Raw genomic sequence first — 18,091 nt, forward strand, 5'->3', positions numbered from 1 at the left:
CACGCAAATTTCATTTGCATTATTGTATATTGTGCCATTTTTTGCAAAGATGCATACTATGTTTAGTAAATTCATTAACGAGGACTTTTATGCAACTATTCCGTAAACTTAGCCCGCTTGCCGCCGCCCTGGCTTTCACCTTCAGTGCCCCCGCCATGGCCGCCGCGCCGCTGGCCGGCACCAACGCGCCCGGATTCTTCCGTATCATGCTGGGCGATTTTGAAGTGACCGCGATCAGCGACGGCACCGTCGACCTGCCGATGAACAAACTGCTACAGCAGCCTGCGGCCAAGACGGACCAGGAACTGGCCCGCGCCTATCTGGGCAACCCGGTGGAGACCTCGGTCACCGGCTACCTGGTCAACACCGGCGCCAAGCTGGTGCTGATCGACGCGGGCGCCGGCAACCTGTTCGGCCCGACGCTGGGCAAGCTGCTGGCCAACCTGAAAGCCTCGGGCTACCAGCCGGAACAGGTCGACGAAGTGCTGATCACCCACATGCATCCGGACCACGTGGGCGGCCTTGCGGCCAACGGCCAGGCGGTCTTCCCCAACGCCACCATCCGCGCCGACAAGCACGACAGCGACTTCTGGCTCAGCCAGGCCAATATGGACAAGGCGCCGGCCGACAGCAAGGGCTTCTTCCAAGGCGCGATGACGTCGCTCGCGCCCTACGTCGCCAACCAGCACCTGCAACCGTTCAACGGCGCCAACGAGATCACGCCGGGCATCCGCGCCATCGCCAGCTATGGCCACACGCCGGGCCACATCAGCTACATGGTGGAGAGCAAAGGCAAGAAGCTGGTGGTGGCGGGTGATCTGATCCACGCCGGCGCCGTCCAGTTCGACCATCCGGAAGTGACCATCGGCTTCGACACCGATCCGAAGGCCGCCGCCTACGCCCGCAAGCAAGTCTTCACGGCGGCCGCCAAGGATAGCGAACTGATAGGCGCGGCCCACCTGCCCTTCCCTGGCTTGGGCCACTTGCGCAGCAGCGGCAAGGCTTACCAGTGGGTGCCGGTAAATTACACCCAGCTGCGTTAAACTGGCCGACATGGAAATGCGTGACATCCCTCGCCCCATCAGCGTGCTGGTGGTGGATGACCATCCCTTGCTGCGCACGGGTTTGGGCGAAGCCATCGCCAGCCAGGACGACATGCGCCTGGTCGGCGAGGCCAGCAACGGCCGCGAGGCCGTCGAGCAGCACGAGGCCCTGCGGCCCGACGTCACCATCATGGACATCGTCATGCCGGAGATGTGCGGCGTCAACGCGCTGCAAGCGATACGGCGCGCGCATCCCAGCGCGCGCGTCGTCATGCTGACCACCTACAAAGGCGACGTGCAGATCCTGCGCGCCGTGCAGGCCGGCGCCGCGGGCTTTTTGTTGAAGAGTACCTTGCGCAAGGAATTGCTCGATACGATACGCGGCGTGCACCAGGGGCAGCGCCGCATCCCGCCGGAGATCGCGATGGAACTGGCCCAGCACATGGGCCAGGGTCCGTTAAGCGCGCGTGAGACGGAAGTGTTGAGTCATGCCGCCAACGGCCATTCCAACCGGCGCATCGCCGAACGGCTGTCGATATCGGAAGAGACGGTGAAGGCGCACATGAAGAACGTGCTGTCCAAGCTGGCCGCGAACGATCGCACCCATGCGGTGACGATCGCCCTCAAGCGCGGCATCATGTCGATCTAGTCGCTGGCCGCGCCGGCCAGCCAGACCAGCAGCACGCAAGGCAGCAGCAGGCCGTTAAAGCCGGCCTGCATGAAGGCCAGCGCGCCGCTGATGCAACCCGCGGCAAACGCCAGCACCGGCCAGGCCAGCTTCTTCAGGCGTCCGTGCGCGTCGGCGTCGCCGCGCAGCGTGTCCACCAGATCGATCACCAATTGGGTCACGTTGCCGGTCATGACGGTGGTGGCGGCCGTCTTCCCCAGCAGCAGTTTGCCGTAGGCGTTTTGCACCGCCATCGCGCCCGCGCACAGCATGCCGGTCAACAAAGTCAACGGCGCATTGGGCGCATCGATGGGCGCGCCCACCCAGGCGCTGGCGACGCTGCCCGCCATCAGCAAGGCCTGGAGCAAAAAGCTGTTGCGTAGCTGGCGGCTGCCGGTGCGCTCCCAATGCAGTATCAGCAAGCGCGCCAGTGCCACGAACAGCACGAACACCGGGAACACCAGCAGCTTGAGCAAGATGTCCGGCGACGGCCGCGCGATGGCCCTGCCGATCAGCACGAAGTTGCCGGTGACGTGGGCCGTGAACAATCCGAACAGGCCGACGAAGCCCAGCGTATCGACATAGCCGGCCAGGAAGCCCAGCGCCATGCTTTGTTTAGTTTCGCCACGCTCCATCAGGCCTCCTTCTGGATATCGTGCCACGCCACCAGCAGAAAGGCGCCGGCAAGGCCCAGGTGCTCATAGAAACCGTTGGCCGCCATGAAGCGTTCCGGCCCGGCCATTTCCCAGTAGCGGTTGGCGACGAAGGTGGCCATCAGCGTGAACGCGGCCAGGTAGCCGGCGCCCAGCCAGCGGTAGTAGCCGCACAAGATCATCAGCGAGGCGCCCAGTTCGCCGGCGATCACCAGCGCGGCCATCGGGCCGGCCGGCGACAGGCCGAAGTGCCGCATCTCGCCGATGGCCGACGGGAAGTCCAGCAGCTTGTTGATGCCGCCTTGCAGATAGGCGGCACAGATCAGCAGCAGGAAGATCCAGCGCAGCCATGGTGCGCCGAGTGGCTTCAACAGCGGTTGGAACGGCGCCGCCATCACACCGCCCAGCAGGCGCAACCCAGCGCGCCCCAGAAGCTCTTCAGGTCCGATGTCGGCAGCTTGCTGGCCCACGCGCTGGCGTGCTGGTGGCCGTGGACATTGCACTGGTTGGCGCAACCGCAGGCCGCCTGCTGCTGGCGCAGTTGCTGCTGTTCGCGCTTGCGCTGTTCCAGTTCCTTCAGCGCGGCGCGGTTGTTGCCGATCTGTTCGCCCCAGCCTGCATAGCCGCCGAAGCGCCGCACCGGCGACCAATCCGGCATGGCCGGCGGCGGCGGTTCGTCGTAGCTGGCGAATTCGCCGGCCGCGTAGACGATCTTGCCGCCGACGATGGTCAGGCGCGACGTCATGTCGGCGATCTCGCTTTCGGCGCAGGCGTAGAAGTCCTTGTCCGGCACGATCAGGTCGGCCAGCTGGCCCGCTTCGATACGGCCCTTCTTGCCCACTTCGTTGGAGAACCAGGTGGTGTTCTCGGTCCACATGCGCAGCGCCGTTTCGCGGTCCAGGCAATTAGCGCGGGGGTACATCTGCATGCCGCCCATTGTCTTGCCGGTGATGAGCCATGCCAGCGACACCCACGGATTGTACGAGGCCACGCGGGTGGCGTCGGTGCCGGCCGAGACCTTCACGCCGGCCTCCAGGATTTTCTTGACCGGCGGCGTGGCCTCGGCAGCGCCGTGGCCGTAGCGTTCGACGAAGTACTCACCCTGGTACGCCATGCGGTGCTGTACGGCGACGCCGCCGCCCAGCGCAGCGATGCGGTCTATCGACTGGTCGGAGATGGTTTCGGCATGGTCGAAGAACCAGTTCAGTCCCGCCAGCGGGATGTCCTGGTTGACGCGCTCGAACACGTCCAGCGCGCGGCTGATGGTTTCGTCGTAGGTGGCGTGCATGCGCCACGGCCAGCGGTTCTGCGCCAGCACGCGCACCACGCCTTCCAGGTCGTCCTCCATCGTCTCCGGCATGTCCGGGCGCGGTTGGCGGAAGTCCTCGAAGTCGGCCGCCGAGAAGGTCAGCATTTCGCCGGCGCCGTTGTGGCGGAAGTATTCGTCGCCCTGCTGGTACTTGACGCTTTGCGTCCAGTTCAGGAAGTCTTCCTTTTCCTGCGCGGGCTTTTGCGTGAACAGGTTGTAGGCCAGGCGTATCGTCAGCTGCTTGGCGTCCGACAGCTGCTGGATCACCTGGTAGTCCTCGGGATAATTCTGGAAGCCGCCGCCGGCGTCGATGGCGCCGGTCACGCCGAGGCGATTCAGTTCGCGCATGAAGTGGCGGGTCGAGTTGACCTGGTATTCCAGCGGCAGCTTGGGGCCCTTCGACAGCGTCTGGTACAGGATGGCCGCATTCGGCTTGGCCAGCAGCAGGCCGGTGGGATTGCCGGCGCCATCGCGCAGGATCTGGCCGCCGTGCGGTTCCGGCGTGTCTTTGGTGTAGCCAACGGCGCGCAAGGCGGCGCCGTTGAGCAGCGCGCGGTCGTACAGGTGCAGGATGAACACCGGCGTGTCCGGCGCCACCGCGTTCAGTTCATCGATGGTCGGCAGGCGCTTCTCGGCGAATTGATGTTCGGTGAAGCCGCCCACCACGCGCACCCATTGCGGCGCGGGCGTGATCGCGACCTGCGCCTTCAGCATGGCCATCGCGTCGACCAGGCTGCGCACGCCGTCCCAGCGCAGCTCCAGGTTGAAATTCAAGCCGCCGCGGATGATGTGGCAGTGGTTGTCGATCAGGCCGGGCAGCACGCGCTTGCCTTGCAGGTCGATCACCTTGGTGCGCGGGCCGGCCAGCGCCAGGATCTCGTTGGCGCGGCCGACGTGGGTGAAACGGCCGTCCTTGATGGCCACCGCCTCGGCGTGCGGATTGCTGCGGTCCAGCGTGGTGAACAGGCCGCGGTGCAGTATCAGGTCGGGCTGCGGACTCAAGTCTTGGCTCATCATGCGTTCCCCTTGGTTTCGTCATTCTTTTGCGCGGTCGGCAATTGGCCGAAGCAATGCGGCTTGACCTGCTGCTCGATCCACGAGACTTGCTTGGCCGCCGGCTGCCACCACTGGCGCAGCAACGGCGGCAGCTGCTCGCCGAGCAGGATGCCCAGCAGGCCGACCAGCGCAATCACCGGCGGCGCCGGCGAACGCACGTTCAGGAAGCCATAGATTAAGCCAACCAGCAGGCCAACGGCCAAGGATACGATATACATTTTGGACATGGGGAATTCCTCAGATCAGGGGTGAAACTGCATGTCCACAGTTTAAGGGGCCGGGGCGCGCTTGCCATCACCGGTAATGATCCTCGTTTGCTCACTCTTTTGGGGTAGGCGCGCCGCAATAACCCTTTCTAGGTAGGCTACCGCCCCCGTATCGGGGCGTGGCAAAAAAGTTCATCCAGTTTATCCTTCCGCCGCAGGACAGCAAACGAATTCAATGTGCATATTTTGGGAGAATTGAGATGCGACTGGATACCAGAAACTGGCCACATACCGCAATGGGCGGCAACCTCGCCAACCAGGACATCAAGGTGCGCGTACTGATCGCGCACAGCGACGCCATCATCAACGCCGGCCTGGCCGCGCTGCTTGGCGCCGAGAGCGACATGCAGCTCGCGCATGGCGCAGCGCAGCCGCAGCTGACGCAGGCCGACGTCATCATCCTTGACCACAAGGGCGCGCTGGAGCACATGCGCCAACGGGCCAACGCGCCCCATCACAACGAAGCGCCGGTGCGTGTGCTGATCGTCACGCAGATGGCGCGCGAATGGGAAGTGCGCACCGCGATGATGGCCGGCGTGCACGGCTACCTGCTGCAAAGCTGCGCCGCCGACCAGCTGCCGGCGGCGGTGCGCGCGCTCAGCCGCGGCCTGCGCTACCTGAGCGCGGACCTGAGCCGCTGCGTGGCCGACAGCTTCACCCGCGTCGGCCTGACCAACCGCGAGACGGACGTGCTGCAACTGCTGGCGCAAGGCCAGTGCAACAAGTCGATTGCGCGCGAACTGGGTATCGGCGTCGGCACCGTCAAGACCCACGTCAAGGGCCTGTTCGACAAGCTCGGCGCCACCGCCCGCACGCACGCGGTGGTGCTGGCCACCCGGCGCGGCTTGGTGGGCGACGGCGCCATCGGCCAGCATTGATTTGCGGCAACTCGGAGTGGAGCTGACAGCCGCTGTCAGATGATTTAAAGTCTGGTTTTCTTTTGTAAGCGTGTCGATTTTGGCTGCCGCCACTCGTCGTAGGGGTGTAGCACCGATTGCCCATTCCACCTTAACCAAGGAAATGCCATGAACAAACAGATCATTCTCAACCTGCCAGTGAAGGACCTGGACAAATCCAGGGCGTTCTTTTCCGCGCTCGGCTTTTCCTTCGATCCGCGCTTTAGCGGCGAGCAGGCGGCGTTCATGAACATCGTCGACGGCACCATCCAGGCCATGCTGACGGCCGAACCCTTCTTCAAGTCCCTGATCGACAAACCGCTCGCAAATGCAAAGGAGGCCAATGAAGTCGTCATTTGCCTGAGTTGCGAGAGCCGGGAAGAGGTGGACAGCCTGATCGCCAAGGCCGCTGCCGCTGGCGGCCGCATACCGCATCCACCAGAGGACCACGGCTTCATGTATGACCAGGGCTTCGAGGATATCGACGGCCATCTGTGGAACCTGGTCTGGTCGGCGCCGGAAGCCTAGCGCGATAGTCATTGGCGAACTTCGCAGAAGCCCTGTAAAATCAGGACATGCATGCACACACACACTCCATAGGCACCTCACATCGCCAGACGCGCATCCAGCGCGTCCTGATGCTGTTCGTGCTGGTGTTCCTGTCGCTGCAATTGATCGGGGCGAGCTCGCACAAGCATGCCTACACCGACACCCAAAACGATTGCGCAGCTTGCGTAATCGCGCACATGCCGGCCGGTGTTCCACCGCCGGCATTGGCGGTGGTGCCGGTGGCAATGCTGGTCAGCCTGCCCGCCCTTGTCCCGCAGCGATCCATCCGGACCCGCCGGATCGACTTCCTCATCCCGCCCTCGCACGCGCCGCCTGGCGTTGCCGCCATCTCCTGCTGATACGCTTTTTTTCGTAACGTTTTTTTCGTCACGTCCAACACGGTCGCACTTTTGCGCCCCGTGCGCGCAGCCGCGCGCCTGCCCGACACGATCGCGCAGGCCGGAGGCTAGCCACGCCTGAACATTCAAGGATTTACCATGCAACGCACACCACAACTCCGCACCCTTCCACTGCTGCTGGCCGCCGCCTTCTGCGCCCACTACGCCAGCGCCGACGACAGCCCGATGCAGCAAGTGGAAGTGACCGCCGCCCATCTGAAGAGCGCGCGCATCGACCTGTCGCCGAACATCGGCACCACCGTCTACTCCATCGACCGCCACATGATCGAACAGCTGGGCCGCGGCGACAACACGCCGTTCAATGAAGTGCTGCTGCGCCTTCCGGGCGTGAGCCAGGATTCGAAAGGCTCCGGCTCCATCCACGTGCGCGACGACCACGCCAATGTGCAGTACCGCGTCAACGGCGTGCAGCTGCCGGAGAGTATCACCGGCTTCGGCCAGTCGATCGACACCCGCTTCGTCCAGCAGACCGACTTCATCACCGGCGCGCTGCCGGCGCAATTCGGCCTGCGCACGTCGGGCATTGTCGACATCCAGACCAAGGAAGGCACGGTCAAATCGGGCGGGCGCGTCGGCGTCCTGGCGGGCGGCAACGACTACGTCGAACCGAGCGCGGAATTCTTCGGCACCCAGGGCGCCTTTAACTACTACCTGTCCGGCAGCTACCTGTCGAACGCGCTGGGCATCGAGAATCCGCTGCCGAACCGCAGCTCGCTGCACGACCGCACCAAACAAAGCAAATCCTTCGGCGCCCTCTCCTGGTTCCTGGACGAGCAAACCCGCCTGGGCCTGATGTTCGGCACCTACAACGGCCGCTTCCAGATTCCTAACAACCCGAACCAGGCGCCGGGCTTCTCGCTCACCGGTCAAAGCGACGCCGCCGCCGGCGCCAGCAAGCTGCCGTCCTCGCAGCTGGACGAGCGCCAGCGCGAAGTGAACCGCTTCCTGGTGCTGTCGCTGCAAAAAAGCGTGGGCGACCTGAATTACCAGGTGTCGGCCTTCCACCAGTATTCGGAGCTGCACTACACGCCAGATGCGCTGGGTGACTTGATCTACAACGGCGTGGCTTCCAACACGCTGCGCTCCAACTCCGCCAGCGGCGCCCAGTTCGACGCCAGCTATAAACTGAACGACAGCCACACCGTGCGCGCCGGCCTGGCGTACTCGCGCCAGACCACCCACAGCGACAACGCGGTCGCCGTGTTCGACACCGACGACAGCGGCGCCCAGGCCGGCACCGATCCACGCACCATCATCGACAACAGCAGCAAGACCGGCAAGCTGTCCAGCTTCTACCTGCAGGACGAATGGCATATCGCCGCGCCGCTGACGCTGAACTACGGCCTGCGCTTCGACAAGGTGTCGGCCTTCGTCGAGGAACAGCAATGGAGCCCGCGCGTCAACCTGGCCTACCAGCTCACCAAGGGCACGGCGCTGCATGCCGGCTACTCGCGCTACTTCACGCCACCGCCGCAGGAACTGGCCGCGCAATCGAGCATCGACAAATACGCCGACACCACCAATGCGCCGCAGGTGGCGCTGTCGGACAACGTCAAGGCCGAGCGCACCAACTACTACGACATCGGCTTGAGCCACCAGGTCAACGAGCAGCTGACCGTGACGGCCGACGCCTACTACAAAAAAATCCGCAACATGCTGGACGAAGGCCAGTTCGGCCAGGCGCTGATACTGTCGCCGTTCAACTACGACCGCGGCTACGCCAAGGGCCTGGAGCTGTCGGCCGTGTACAACCGCGCCAACTGGGGCGGCTTCCTCAACCTGACCACGCAGCAGGCCAAGGGCCAGAACATCGTCTCCGGCCAGTCGCTGTTCGGGCCGGACGAACTGGCCTACATCGCCAACCACTACATCTACGTCGACCACGACCAGACCTACACGGTATCGGGCGGCGCCCACTACCACTGGGGCGCGACGCAGCTGAACGGCGATTTCCTGTACGGCAGCGGCTTGCGCATGACGCCCGACGGCGCCGCGCCGAACTCCGGCACGCTGCCGCACTACACCACGGTCAACCTGTCCCTGACGCACAACTGGAAGAATACAGCGATCGGCAATGTCGAAGGCCGCCTGGCGCTGGTCAACGCCTTCGACAAATCCTATCTGCTGCGCGACGGTTCCGGCGTAGGCGTGGGCGCGCCGCAATACGGTGCTCGCCGCACGCTTTACGCTGGAATTTCGGTCGGATTCTGATTTTAGTTAGGAGTCCTTGTTAAATCGAAATCCCTGTGTATAATGCACAGCATGGACACCAAACCTAACAAGCCGTGGCAGGATACGCCGGACGTTTCAGCGCGTATCATCACCTCTATCGGACGCATCGCCAGTGTGATGCGCTCCGGTATGTGGGAGTTCGCCACGTCCGAAAACCTGAATCCGGCGCAGGCCGAGATCCTTCAGCTGCTGCAAGGCCGCAAGCAGGGTGTACGCCTGTCCTGGCTGGCGTCGCAGCTGTCGATCAGCGCGGCCAGCGCCAGCGATTCGGTGTCGGCGCTGGTGTCCAAGGGTTTGCTGTACAAGGCCAGGGCGGAGGACGACGGCCGCGCCACCGCGCTATTCCTCACCGATGAAGGCGTCGCCACGGCGGCCCGCATCGGCAGCGCCTTGAGCTTTGCCGAAGATGCCGCCGCCGCCCTGCCCGCCGCCCAGCAGGCCGAATTGCTGACCGGCCTGTTCAAGCTGATCGCGCAATTGCAAAAGACCGAGCGCTTCCCCGAGATGCGGGCCTGCCTGTCGTGCCAGTATTTTGAGGCCAACCGCCATCCCGGCAAGCCGGCGCCGCATCACTGCGCCCTGGTGAACGCGCCGCTGTCGGTGTCGCTGCTGCGCATGGACTGTCCGGAACAGGTGCCCGCCGATCCCGCCACGCGCCGGCGCAACTGGAAGGTATTTGCCTGAGATTTTTTTTGGCCATAATAGTTAGGAGTCCTATTTTGTTCTCATTTGTTTTTAACCGCAGTACTTTTCAACCCTTGAAAGGAAATACCATGAACCGCATCCCCCTCGTCACCCCTGCCGACACCACCGGCGAACGCCAACAGTTGCTGACGCAAATCCAGGACGCGTTCGGCGCCACGCCGAATATGTTCAAGGCCGTCGCCAATTCGACCGCCGCGCTGAAAAGCATGTGGGGCGCGTTCGGCGCGTTGAGCGGCGGCGTGATCAACGCCAAGCTGGGCGAACAGATCGCCGTCGCCATCGCCGACCGCAATGCCTGCGACTACTGCCTGGCCGCGCACACCGTCCTTGGCCGCAACGCCGGCGCCACCTCTGAAGAAATGAGCGCCGCGCAGGCCGCCCAGTCGACCGATCCGAAGACCGCCGCCGCGCTGCGCTTCGCCGTCGCCGTCGTCAGCAACCGCGCGCAGGTCGACGACGAGGAAGTGGAGGCGCTGCGCATCGCCGGCTACAACGACGAGGCCATCGTCGAGATCATGGCCCACATCGCGCTGAACCTGTTCACCAACTACGTCAACGTCGCCTTCAAGGTGCCGGTCGACTTCCCTGCGGTGAAACTGCGCGCCAAATAAGGAGCAACCATGCATGCTATCGCCCCCGAACTCCAGGTTGCGGCCTGGCTGAACACCTCGCAGCCGCTGTCCTTAGGTCAGCTGCGCGGCAAGGTCGTCGCCGTCTACGCCTTCCAGATGCTGTGCCCCGGCTGCGTTTCGCACGGCATCCCGCAGGCCAAGACGATACGCAGCACCTTCGACGAGCAGGACGTCGCCGTGATCGGACTGCATTCCGTGTTCGAGCATCACGACGTCATGACGGCCAAGGCGCTGGAAGCCTTTGTGCACGAGTACCGCATCCAGTTTCCGGTGGCGATAGACCAGCCGGCGCCACGCGGCGCCATTCCACTGACGATGGAACAGTACCGGCTGCGCGGGACGCCGACGCTGCTGCTGATCGATCGCCGAGGGCGGCTGCGGCTGAACCACTTCGGCCGCGCCGACGACATGCAGGTCGGCGCAGTGATCGGCCGCCTGCTCGCCGAACCGGTGGCGCAGCCGGAAGTGCACTGCGACGATACCGCCTGTAGCATCCGGTAGGACTCGGCCGGCTAGCCCCGGCTGCAACTGGATTAACTATCAATGTAAATCTGGCCTGTTTGTGTTTCACAAGCCTCAACATTGCCGTTAATTCTTGTGTATCTTGCATGGATATAGGCATAATCGTTTGGACTTAAACGACCCCGGCCCGAAGTGAATCCTATCGTCTTCGCCATTCCCGTTTTCATGCTGACCATCCTGCTCGAAGCATGGGTAGCGCACCGCCGTGGATGGGCCGCCTACGATACCGCCGACGCCCTCACCAGCCTGCACCTCGGCATGGTGAGCCAGGTGGTCGGCCTGTTCGTCAAGCTGGCGATGCTGGGCATTTACACCGCGGTCTACGATCACTGGCGTTTTGCCTCGCTGCCCGCCAACAGCGTGTGGGTATGGCTGGGCGCATTGCTGGCCTACGATTTCTGTTACTACTGGACGCACCGGCTGGGCCACGAGGTTCGACCTGCTGTACCAGTACTGGGTGCACACCGAAATGGTCGGCCGCCTCGGATGGCTGGACCGGGTGTTCGTTACGCCTTCCAACCACCGCGTGCACCACGGCCAGAACGACTACTGCATCGACCGCAACTACGGCGGCATCCTGATCCTGTTCGACCGCCTGTTCGGGACCTACGCCGACGAACGCGCGGACGAACGCATCATCTACGGCGTGCGCACGCCGCTGCGCAGCCTCAATCCCGCCTGGGCCAACCTGCACTACTATGCCGATTTGTGGCGCGCCTCGCGCGGCGTTCGCGGCTGGCGCAGCAAGCTTTATGTCTGGTTCGGGCCACCCGGCGGCTGGACCGGCGAGCCGCTCGGCCACTTCGACGCCACCCGGTTCACGCACTACCGCCCCGCCACGCCACCTGCGGCAGCCCTCTACGCGATGCTGCAATTCGCCCTGCTGGTGCCGTGCGTATCGCACCTGATCGCGATCGCGCCGACGCTGGCGCTGCCGGAGTTGCTGCTGTATGCGGGCGTGGTCGTGGCCAGCACCCTGTCGCTGGGGGTACTGCTGGAAGGGCGCCCGTGGTCGCGGCGCGCGGAACAGGCGCGCGCATTCGGATTGGGGCTGGCGTTCGCGCTGCTGCCGCAATGGTTCGGTTACGTAGCGCCGATGTTTTTAAAAGTGACGATCCTGGTCGTCATGGTGATCGCTGTAGTTTGGCTGGACAAGAATATAAAAACTTTCCAATGGAGGACGACATGAGCATCCCTGCCCGCACCGTAATTTCCGCCAGCCTGGCCGCAGCCTTCTTCGTGCCGCCCGCGTGGGCCGCCGACGAGATTCCATCGGTGGTGGTCACCGCGCAGTCCCGCAAGCAGTTCGTGCAGGACGTGCCGATGACCATCCAGGTGCTGACCGCCAAGGACCTCGACGCCATCGGCGCCAAGGACCTGGGCGACTTGAACGGCTACGTTCCCGGCCTGGTGGTGGATGCAAGCGAACCGACCCAACCCGGCTTCGGCATACGCGGCGTGCAGACGGGCGACTTCGGCATCGCCACCGATTGCCCGGTCGGCATCTATGTCGACGGCGTCTACACCGGCAAGACCGGCGGGGCGCTGATGAACTTCATCGATGTCCAGCGCATCGAAGTGGTCAAGGGCCCGCAAGGCACGCTGTTCGGCCGTAACAGCGCGGCCGGCGCCATCGCCATCAGCACCAATGAACCGGGCAAGGAGCTCGACGCCGCCGGCCATATGAAGCTGGGCAAATACGGCCGCGCCAACGCCGACGTGATGATGAACATCCCGATCAGCGACAGCTTCGCCGCGCGCCTGGTGGCGGTACGTTCGGGCAGCGAGGGCTGGGTCGACAACACCACCACCGGCAAAAAATCCGGTGGCGACAAGGACTGGGCCACCCGCCTGACGCTGCGCAAGGACTTCGACGCCGCCAAGCTGGTGTTCGCGTGGGAGCACGAGAACATGGAGCAGTATGGCCGCCCTGCTTTCAGCGTCATCAAGGACCCACGGCTGCCGCTGGGCGGCTACACCGGCGTCTATGACGCGGCCTACACCGCCAACTTCGTCGATCCGTTCAAGGCGCCGCTGCAGAACGACGACCAGGGCAGCGAAGGACGGATGTTCGACGGCGCCACGCTGCGCTTCGAAACGCCGCTGGCCGGCATGACCTTCAACTCCACCACCGCCTACCGCCGCTTCAGCACCCACAACGTGACCGACAACGACGGCGGCGCCCGTCCCGACCTGTACCTCACCACGCTGGACGCCAAGCGCGCCCACAGCTTCCAGCAGGAGTTCAAGCTGTCCGGCAAAACCGATAAGCTGGATTGGATCGCGGGCTTGAGCTTCTACCACAACAACGAACACCAGGACGCCGGCGCTTTCGTCACCACCGGCACGCTGGACACCCTGAGCCAGTTCGCCGGCGGCCAGCCGAATTTCGCCATGCTGTTCGGCGGCCTGGGTGCGGCGGGCTTGCCGGGCATCGGCCCGAACACGGTGTTCAGCTGGGACGAGACGCACTACAGCGACGTCAAGACCAAGTCGGTCTCGCTCTACGGCGACACCATCTGGCACCTGACGCCGGCCACCAACGTCACCGCCGGCCTGCGCTACACGCAGGACAAAAAGCAGATGACCTGGTTCGTGCCGGACCGCGTGTCGCCGCAGCTGGACAACTTCCTCAACAGCTTCGGCCCGCTGGCGGGGCTGGACGCATCGGCCTTCCCGTCCAATGTGATCTTCAGCACGGCGGCGCAGCTGGCGTCGTCGCCCGTCACGCGCGAGAAGGACTGGACCGACTGGAGCCCGCGCCTGGTGCTGGACCATAAGCTGAACAAGGACACGCTGCTGTTCACCTCCCTGGCGCGCGGCTACCAGGCCGGCGGCTTCAACATCTTCACGCCGCCGAATCCGGCCGCGCCGGCCAACACCGGCAAGGACCCGAGCTTCGCGCCCGAAAAGATGACCAACTTCGAAGCCGGCATCAAGCTGGCCTTCCCCGAGCTGCGCGCCACCGTCAACGCTTCGCTGTTCGCCTACAAGTTCAAGAACCTGCAAGACATCCAGCTGTACAGCGTGGGCACGGTGCCGACCTATAACGTGGTGTCCAGCGACCAGAAGGCGCACGGCCTGGACCTGGACGGCCGCATGCGCATCACGCCGCGCGTGACGGTATTCGGCGCCCTGGAATACATCGACCAGAGCTACACCCGCTACCAGCGCCTCGACGCCGCCGGCAACGTCACCTTGGACCTGGGCGGCCAGCCGGTCGGCACGCCGCGCATGACGGCGATGGCGGGCGTGAACCTCAACTGGGAAACGCTGGGCGGCCGCAGCAGCCTGAATTTCCAGGGCACGCATTCGACCGCGCAGCGCTGCAACCGCGACACCGCCAAGCTCCAGTGCCTGAGCACCGCGCAGCTGAAGACCGGCGCGGCCACCAGCAAGTTCGACCTGCGCCTGGGCTGGGACAGCCCGAGTTCGCGCTACGGCGTGGCCCTGCTGGTCAACAATGTGTTCGACCAGCGCTACATCAGCAACCTGGGCGGACAAACGGAGCAATACGGCGCGCCGTACGCCTACCTCACGCCGCCGCGCATGATCGCGGTGGAATTCCGGGCCAGTCTGTAGATGGGCGGGAAGCTCAAGCTCACCGCCGCCGCGGCACTGGTGCTGGTGGGCGGCGCCGTGCTGACGCTGGTGCTGCACCCACCGGAGCTGCTGCGCGTGGGCGCCAGCTACGGCGCCAAGATGGTGTGTTCGAATGTATTTATCGCCGGCCGCGACGCGCAGGCCGTGCTGGCCGACGACGTGCAGGCGCCCGGCCATCCCCTCCTCAAGCTGCTGCAGGTGCGGGTCGACCAGGAGCACAAACTGGTGCGCGCCGACTTGCTGGGCTTTATCGGCAAGGGCCTGGCCGTGTACCGGCCCGGCACCGGTTGCGCCGTGGTGCCGGACAACGACGTCGCGCAGGCCGCGCAGCACCAGTTCTCGCCGCTGAAGATCTGGGCGCCGTCCGCCAACGTGGCGTGGCCGACCGGTTCGCAACCGGAGCCCCTGCCGGAAGTGCAAGCCTTGCTGGCGCAGGATGCGCTGGCAGGTCCCGGCATGCGCGGCATGGCGGTGATCCACCGTGGGCGGCTGGTGGCGCAGCGCTACGGCGCCGGCTTCCACGCCGGCACGCCGCTGCTGGGCTGGTCGATGACCAAGACCGTCAGCGCGGCGCTGGTCGGCATCCTGATCGCCGACGGCAAACTGACGCCGCAGCAAAGCGGCTTCTGGCCGGACGCCAGCGATCCGCGCGCAGCCATCACGCTGGCGCAGTTGATGGCGATGAGCAGCGGCCTGCAGTTCAACGAAGGCTATGGCGACGTTTCGGACGTCACGCGCATGCTGTACCTGGAGCCGGACATGGCGGCCTACGCCGCCGCCCGGCCGCTGGCACAGAAACCCGGCAGCGCCTTCAACTACTCCAGCGGCACCACGCTGCTGCTGTCGCGGATCTGGCAACGCGCGGCGGCCGGCGCCAAGGCTGCGCCGACATCGGCGGCCGTGCTGTCGCTGCCGCATACGCGCCTGTTCGAGCCGCTGGGCATGAGCAGCGCCGTGATGGAGGCCGACGCGCGCGGCAATCTGGTCGGCTCCAGCTATATGTATGCGACCACGCAGGACTGGGCGCGCTTCGGCCAGTTCCTGCTGCAGGACGGTATCTGGCAAGGCAAGCGCCTGCTGCCGGAAGGCTTCGTGGCGAACATGCAGGAGGTGGCGCCGGCGTCCGGCGGCCAGTATGGACAGGGACAGGTGTGGCGCTGGGGGCCAAGCGGCGCCACGCCGGAAGGACAGGACCCGGACCCGCCGTTCAAGCTTCCGGCCGATACCTACTGGCTGGAAGGCCATGACGGCCAGACCATCGCCATCGTGCCGTCGAAGCAGCTGGTGCTGGTGCGACTGGGACTGACGCCGAATCGCCTGAACTATCAGCCGCAGGCGCTGCTAAGCGCCGTGATCAAGGCGCTGGAATGACGGCAGCTGGCGCGCGCTGCGCCTGGCCGGCGACGAGGACGCCGTCCATCCGGCGGGACGTCCACGCTGACGTTGCCAGCGGCCTCCGGCCAGTGTATCGTCAGCGCAGTTCAACCAACTCCAGGATGTGATGATGACGCTGCTGATATTGGGTTTGCTGATTTTCCTCGGGCTGCATTCGGTCCGCATCTTCGCCGACGACTGGCGCACCGCCATGCGCGCGCGCCTGGGCGAGAATGGCTGGAAGGGTCTGTATTCGCTGGCGTCGCTGGCAGGATTCGGGCTGATTATCTGGGGCTACAGCCTGGCGCGCCAGCAGCCGGTGGTGGTGTGGTCGCCGCCGCGCTTCATGGCGCACATCGCCGCGCCGCTGATGGTGCTGTCCTTCATCCTGCTGGTGGCGGCCTATGTGCCGGGCAACGGCATCAAGGCCCGCCTGCATCATCCGATGACGCTGGCCGTCAAGGTCTGGGCGCTGGCCCACCTGCTGGCCAACGGCACGCTGCACGACATCATCCTGTTCGGCAGCTTCCTGGTGTGGTCGGTGCTGCTGTTCCGTACCGCCCGCCGGCGCGATGCCGCCGCCGGCACCGTCTACCCGCCCGGCAAGGGCGCGGCGACGGCCATCACGGTGGCGGCCGGCGTTGGTGCTGCGGTGCTGTTCGCCCACTGGCTGCACCTGATGCTGATTGGCGTGAAGCCGTTCTGACATTTCAGTTGCATTTTCCCCGTATCACCGCCGCGATCACCCACGGCAGCGACAACGGCCCCACCACGCCGATCGGGCCTATCTGCGCCGGTTGCAGCTTGAGCGCGTCGGCGTGCAGGCAATCGGGCACCTTGGCCTGCTCGAAGGCGGCCGTCATCGTGTCATGCATGCTCGGCGCAGCGCTGCTGAAGGCGCCGGCCGCGCGGTTCGCCGTGTCGACCGGATGCGGATCTTCGACGATGGTGGCGCGCACCGCCTTGCGTATCATCTCGTCGGACAAGGCGGGCGGCAGGCTCAGGTCGCCCGCCAGCGGCACGGGCGGCGCCTTGGCTGGCGCCGGCGGCGCTTCCGGCAAAGACCACGCGGCCAGCGGCATGGCCGCCAACACGCCCGCAACGATGGTGTTCCTCATTCCTGCTCCATGCCGGGCGCCTCGCCGGCGGCCACGCGCACCGCGTTGCGGCCGCCCTGCTTGGCCGCGTACAGCATCTTGTCGGCCTGCATGAGCCAGTCGGCCGGCGCGCGGCGCTTGTCCATAAACGCCACGCCGATCGAGATCGTCAGCGGATGGCCGTCGATCAGCTTGGCCGCGGCCACGGCGGTCCGCAGGTTCTCGGCCAGGCGGCTGGCCGCGTCCAGCTCCGCGCCGTTGGCGATGACGGCGAACTCCTCGCCGCCGTAGCGGAAGATGCGGTCGCTCGAGCGCGTATGCAGGCGCATCACCTCGCACAGCCGTATCAGCGCCTGGTCGCCAGCCGGGTGGCCGTGCAGATCGTTGACCTGCTTGAAGTGGTCCAGGTCCAGCAACAGCAGGCAGGACGGCAGGTGCGGACGGCGTTCGTCGGCGTGGTCGGCCAGCTTGCGGTCCAGCGAGCGGCGGTTGCCGACCCCGGTCAGGAAGTCCAGCTCCACCTCGGTGTGCAGGGCCTTGTTCTGCGCGCCCGTGCGATAGGAGAAGATATACGCGAACAGGTTGACCAGGCCGATGGTGACCACGATGGTCAGCAGGTTCAGCACCGCCAGCTGCGACAGCAGGATCACCACCAGCGCCGCCAGCGAGACGCTGTTGATCGCCACCGCCACGCCGGGCCGCAGCACGAAGTAGCAGGCGATCATGGTCGGATAGACCCAGTAGATCAGCGACACGCCGCGCAGGTACACCGTCGCCAGCATGCCGGCCGTATAAAACAGCGTGACGCAGAAGCTGGCGACCCGGTGGCGGCCGGTGCGCCACACGTGCACGATCACCGCCAGCATCGCCAGCACCAGCGCCATGTCGACCATGGCCGACATCCACTGCTGCTGCATCAGGCGGTAGATCCCGAACGGCAGGATGCTGGGCACGCCCAGCGCGCACAGCCACATCAGAATCACTTCTTCCATGCTGCGCTTGCGCTGGCCGTTCAGCCAGCCGAAGCGCCGCGCCGTCCCCTGGTCCGCGGCGGACATCGTACCCGGC

19 protein-coding genes are annotated in these 18,091 nt (G+C 65.1%); 13 read left to right on the forward strand and 6 right to left on the reverse strand.

Annotated elements, in window-relative coordinates:
- The first annotated feature begins 89 nt into the window (after nucleotides 1–89).
- Complete coding sequence (locus AC07OK_RS00695; RefSeq protein ID WP_494688493.1) at nucleotides 90–1,043, forward strand: MBL fold metallo-hydrolase; 954 nt, start codon at nucleotides 90–92, stop codon at nucleotides 1,041–1,043.
- A 10-nt stretch (nucleotides 1,044–1,053) separates the two neighbouring features.
- On the forward strand, nucleotides 1,054–1,692 hold the full coding sequence (locus tag AC07OK_RS00700; RefSeq protein ID WP_494688494.1) for a response regulator: 639 nt from the start codon (nucleotides 1,054–1,056) through the stop codon (nucleotides 1,690–1,692).
- On the opposite strand, the gene AC07OK_RS00705 is transcribed toward AC07OK_RS00700, so the two are convergent.
- Genes AC07OK_RS00705 through AC07OK_RS00720 form a run of 4 tightly spaced genes read right to left on the reverse strand, consistent with a single transcriptional unit; the run spans nucleotide 1,689 to nucleotide 4,955 of the window.
- Nucleotides 1,689–2,345, reverse strand: a complete 657-nt coding sequence (locus AC07OK_RS00705) for a YoaK family protein (protein WP_494688495.1) — start codon at nucleotides 2,343–2,345, stop codon at nucleotides 1,689–1,691. The genes AC07OK_RS00700 and AC07OK_RS00705 overlap by 4 nt on opposite strands.
- Nucleotides 2,345–2,758: a DoxX family protein gene (locus AC07OK_RS00710; protein WP_494688496.1), complete on the reverse strand. Its 414-nt coding sequence runs from the start codon at nucleotides 2,756–2,758 to the stop codon at nucleotides 2,345–2,347. Before AC07OK_RS00710 ends, AC07OK_RS00705 begins: the two co-directional genes overlap by 1 nt.
- Nucleotides 2,758–4,689, reverse strand: a complete 1,932-nt coding sequence (locus tag AC07OK_RS00715; RefSeq protein ID WP_494688497.1) for an amidohydrolase — start codon at nucleotides 4,687–4,689, stop codon at nucleotides 2,758–2,760. The genes AC07OK_RS00710 and AC07OK_RS00715 overlap by 1 nt, the downstream gene beginning before the upstream one ends.
- Complete coding sequence (locus tag AC07OK_RS00720) at nucleotides 4,686–4,955, reverse strand: DUF1427 family protein (protein ID WP_494688498.1); 270 nt, start codon at nucleotides 4,953–4,955, stop codon at nucleotides 4,686–4,688. Before AC07OK_RS00720 ends, AC07OK_RS00715 begins: the two co-directional genes overlap by 4 nt.
- Nucleotides 4,956–5,230: 275 nt before the next feature.
- Between AC07OK_RS00720 and AC07OK_RS00725 the strand changes: the two genes are divergently transcribed.
- The 11 genes from AC07OK_RS00725 to AC07OK_RS00775 all read left to right on the forward strand — a co-directional run bounded on the left by AC07OK_RS00725 (nucleotide 5,231) and on the right by AC07OK_RS00775 (nucleotide 16,632).
- Entirely contained in the window at nucleotides 5,231–5,872 is a 642-nt protein-coding gene (locus AC07OK_RS00725; RefSeq protein WP_494688499.1) for a response regulator transcription factor, read from the forward strand.
- A 147-nt stretch (nucleotides 5,873–6,019) separates the two neighbouring features.
- Nucleotides 6,020–6,418: a VOC family protein gene (locus AC07OK_RS00730; protein WP_494688500.1), complete on the forward strand. Its 399-nt coding sequence runs from the start codon at nucleotides 6,020–6,022 to the stop codon at nucleotides 6,416–6,418.
- 110 nt (nucleotides 6,419–6,528) lie between these two features.
- The gene (locus tag AC07OK_RS00735) at nucleotides 6,529–6,798 is read left to right on the forward strand and encodes a hypothetical protein (protein WP_494688501.1); all 270 of its coding nucleotides are present in this window, start codon (nucleotides 6,529–6,531) and stop codon (nucleotides 6,796–6,798) included.
- 138 nt (nucleotides 6,799–6,936) lie between these two features.
- Nucleotides 6,937–9,069 (forward strand): TonB-dependent receptor, encoded by a 2,133-nt coding sequence (locus AC07OK_RS00740; RefSeq protein WP_494688502.1) that lies wholly within the window; start codon nucleotides 6,937–6,939, stop codon nucleotides 9,067–9,069.
- A gap of 51 nt (nucleotides 9,070–9,120) precedes the next feature.
- Nucleotides 9,121–9,774 (forward strand): MarR family transcriptional regulator, encoded by a 654-nt coding sequence (locus AC07OK_RS00745; protein ID WP_494688503.1) that lies wholly within the window; start codon nucleotides 9,121–9,123, stop codon nucleotides 9,772–9,774.
- Nucleotides 9,775–9,863: 89 nt separating this feature from the next.
- Nucleotides 9,864–10,406 (forward strand): carboxymuconolactone decarboxylase family protein, encoded by a 543-nt coding sequence (locus tag AC07OK_RS00750; protein WP_494688504.1) that lies wholly within the window; start codon nucleotides 9,864–9,866, stop codon nucleotides 10,404–10,406.
- Between the two features lie 9 nt (nucleotides 10,407–10,415).
- A complete protein-coding gene (locus AC07OK_RS00755) occupies nucleotides 10,416–10,928 on the forward strand; it encodes a redoxin domain-containing protein (RefSeq protein WP_494688505.1) in 513 nt (170 codons plus the stop codon).
- Nucleotides 10,929–11,286: 358 nt separating this feature from the next.
- Nucleotides 11,287–12,138 (forward strand): sterol desaturase family protein, encoded by an 852-nt coding sequence (locus AC07OK_RS00760; protein ID WP_494688506.1) that lies wholly within the window; start codon nucleotides 11,287–11,289, stop codon nucleotides 12,136–12,138.
- On the forward strand, nucleotides 12,135–14,531 hold the full coding sequence (locus tag AC07OK_RS00765; RefSeq protein ID WP_494688507.1) for a TonB-dependent receptor: 2,397 nt from the start codon (nucleotides 12,135–12,137) through the stop codon (nucleotides 14,529–14,531). Before AC07OK_RS00760 ends, AC07OK_RS00765 begins: the two co-directional genes overlap by 4 nt.
- Nucleotides 14,532–15,923 carry a serine hydrolase domain-containing protein gene (locus AC07OK_RS00770; protein WP_494688508.1) on the forward strand — a complete coding sequence of 464 codons (1,392 nt, stop codon included), beginning with the start codon at nucleotides 14,532–14,534 and terminating at the stop codon, nucleotides 15,921–15,923. It abuts the gene before it with no gap.
- Nucleotides 15,924–16,056: 133 nt separating this feature from the next.
- Complete coding sequence (locus AC07OK_RS00775; RefSeq protein ID WP_494688509.1) at nucleotides 16,057–16,632, forward strand: NnrU family protein; 576 nt, start codon at nucleotides 16,057–16,059, stop codon at nucleotides 16,630–16,632.
- 4 nt (nucleotides 16,633–16,636) lie between these two features.
- On the opposite strand, the gene AC07OK_RS00780 is transcribed toward AC07OK_RS00775, so the two are convergent.
- The gene (locus tag AC07OK_RS00780; RefSeq protein WP_494688510.1) at nucleotides 16,637–17,044 is read right to left on the reverse strand and encodes a hypothetical protein; all 408 of its coding nucleotides are present in this window, start codon (nucleotides 17,042–17,044) and stop codon (nucleotides 16,637–16,639) included.
- Nucleotides 17,041–18,081 carry a GGDEF domain-containing protein gene (locus AC07OK_RS00785; RefSeq protein ID WP_494688511.1) on the reverse strand — a complete coding sequence of 347 codons (1,041 nt, stop codon included), beginning with the start codon at nucleotides 18,079–18,081 and terminating at the stop codon, nucleotides 17,041–17,043. Before AC07OK_RS00785 ends, AC07OK_RS00780 begins: the two co-directional genes overlap by 4 nt.
- Nucleotides 18,082–18,091: the final 10 nt, after the last annotated feature.

This window comes from Duganella sp. GW821-FHT07G03, from assembly GCF_059418605.1.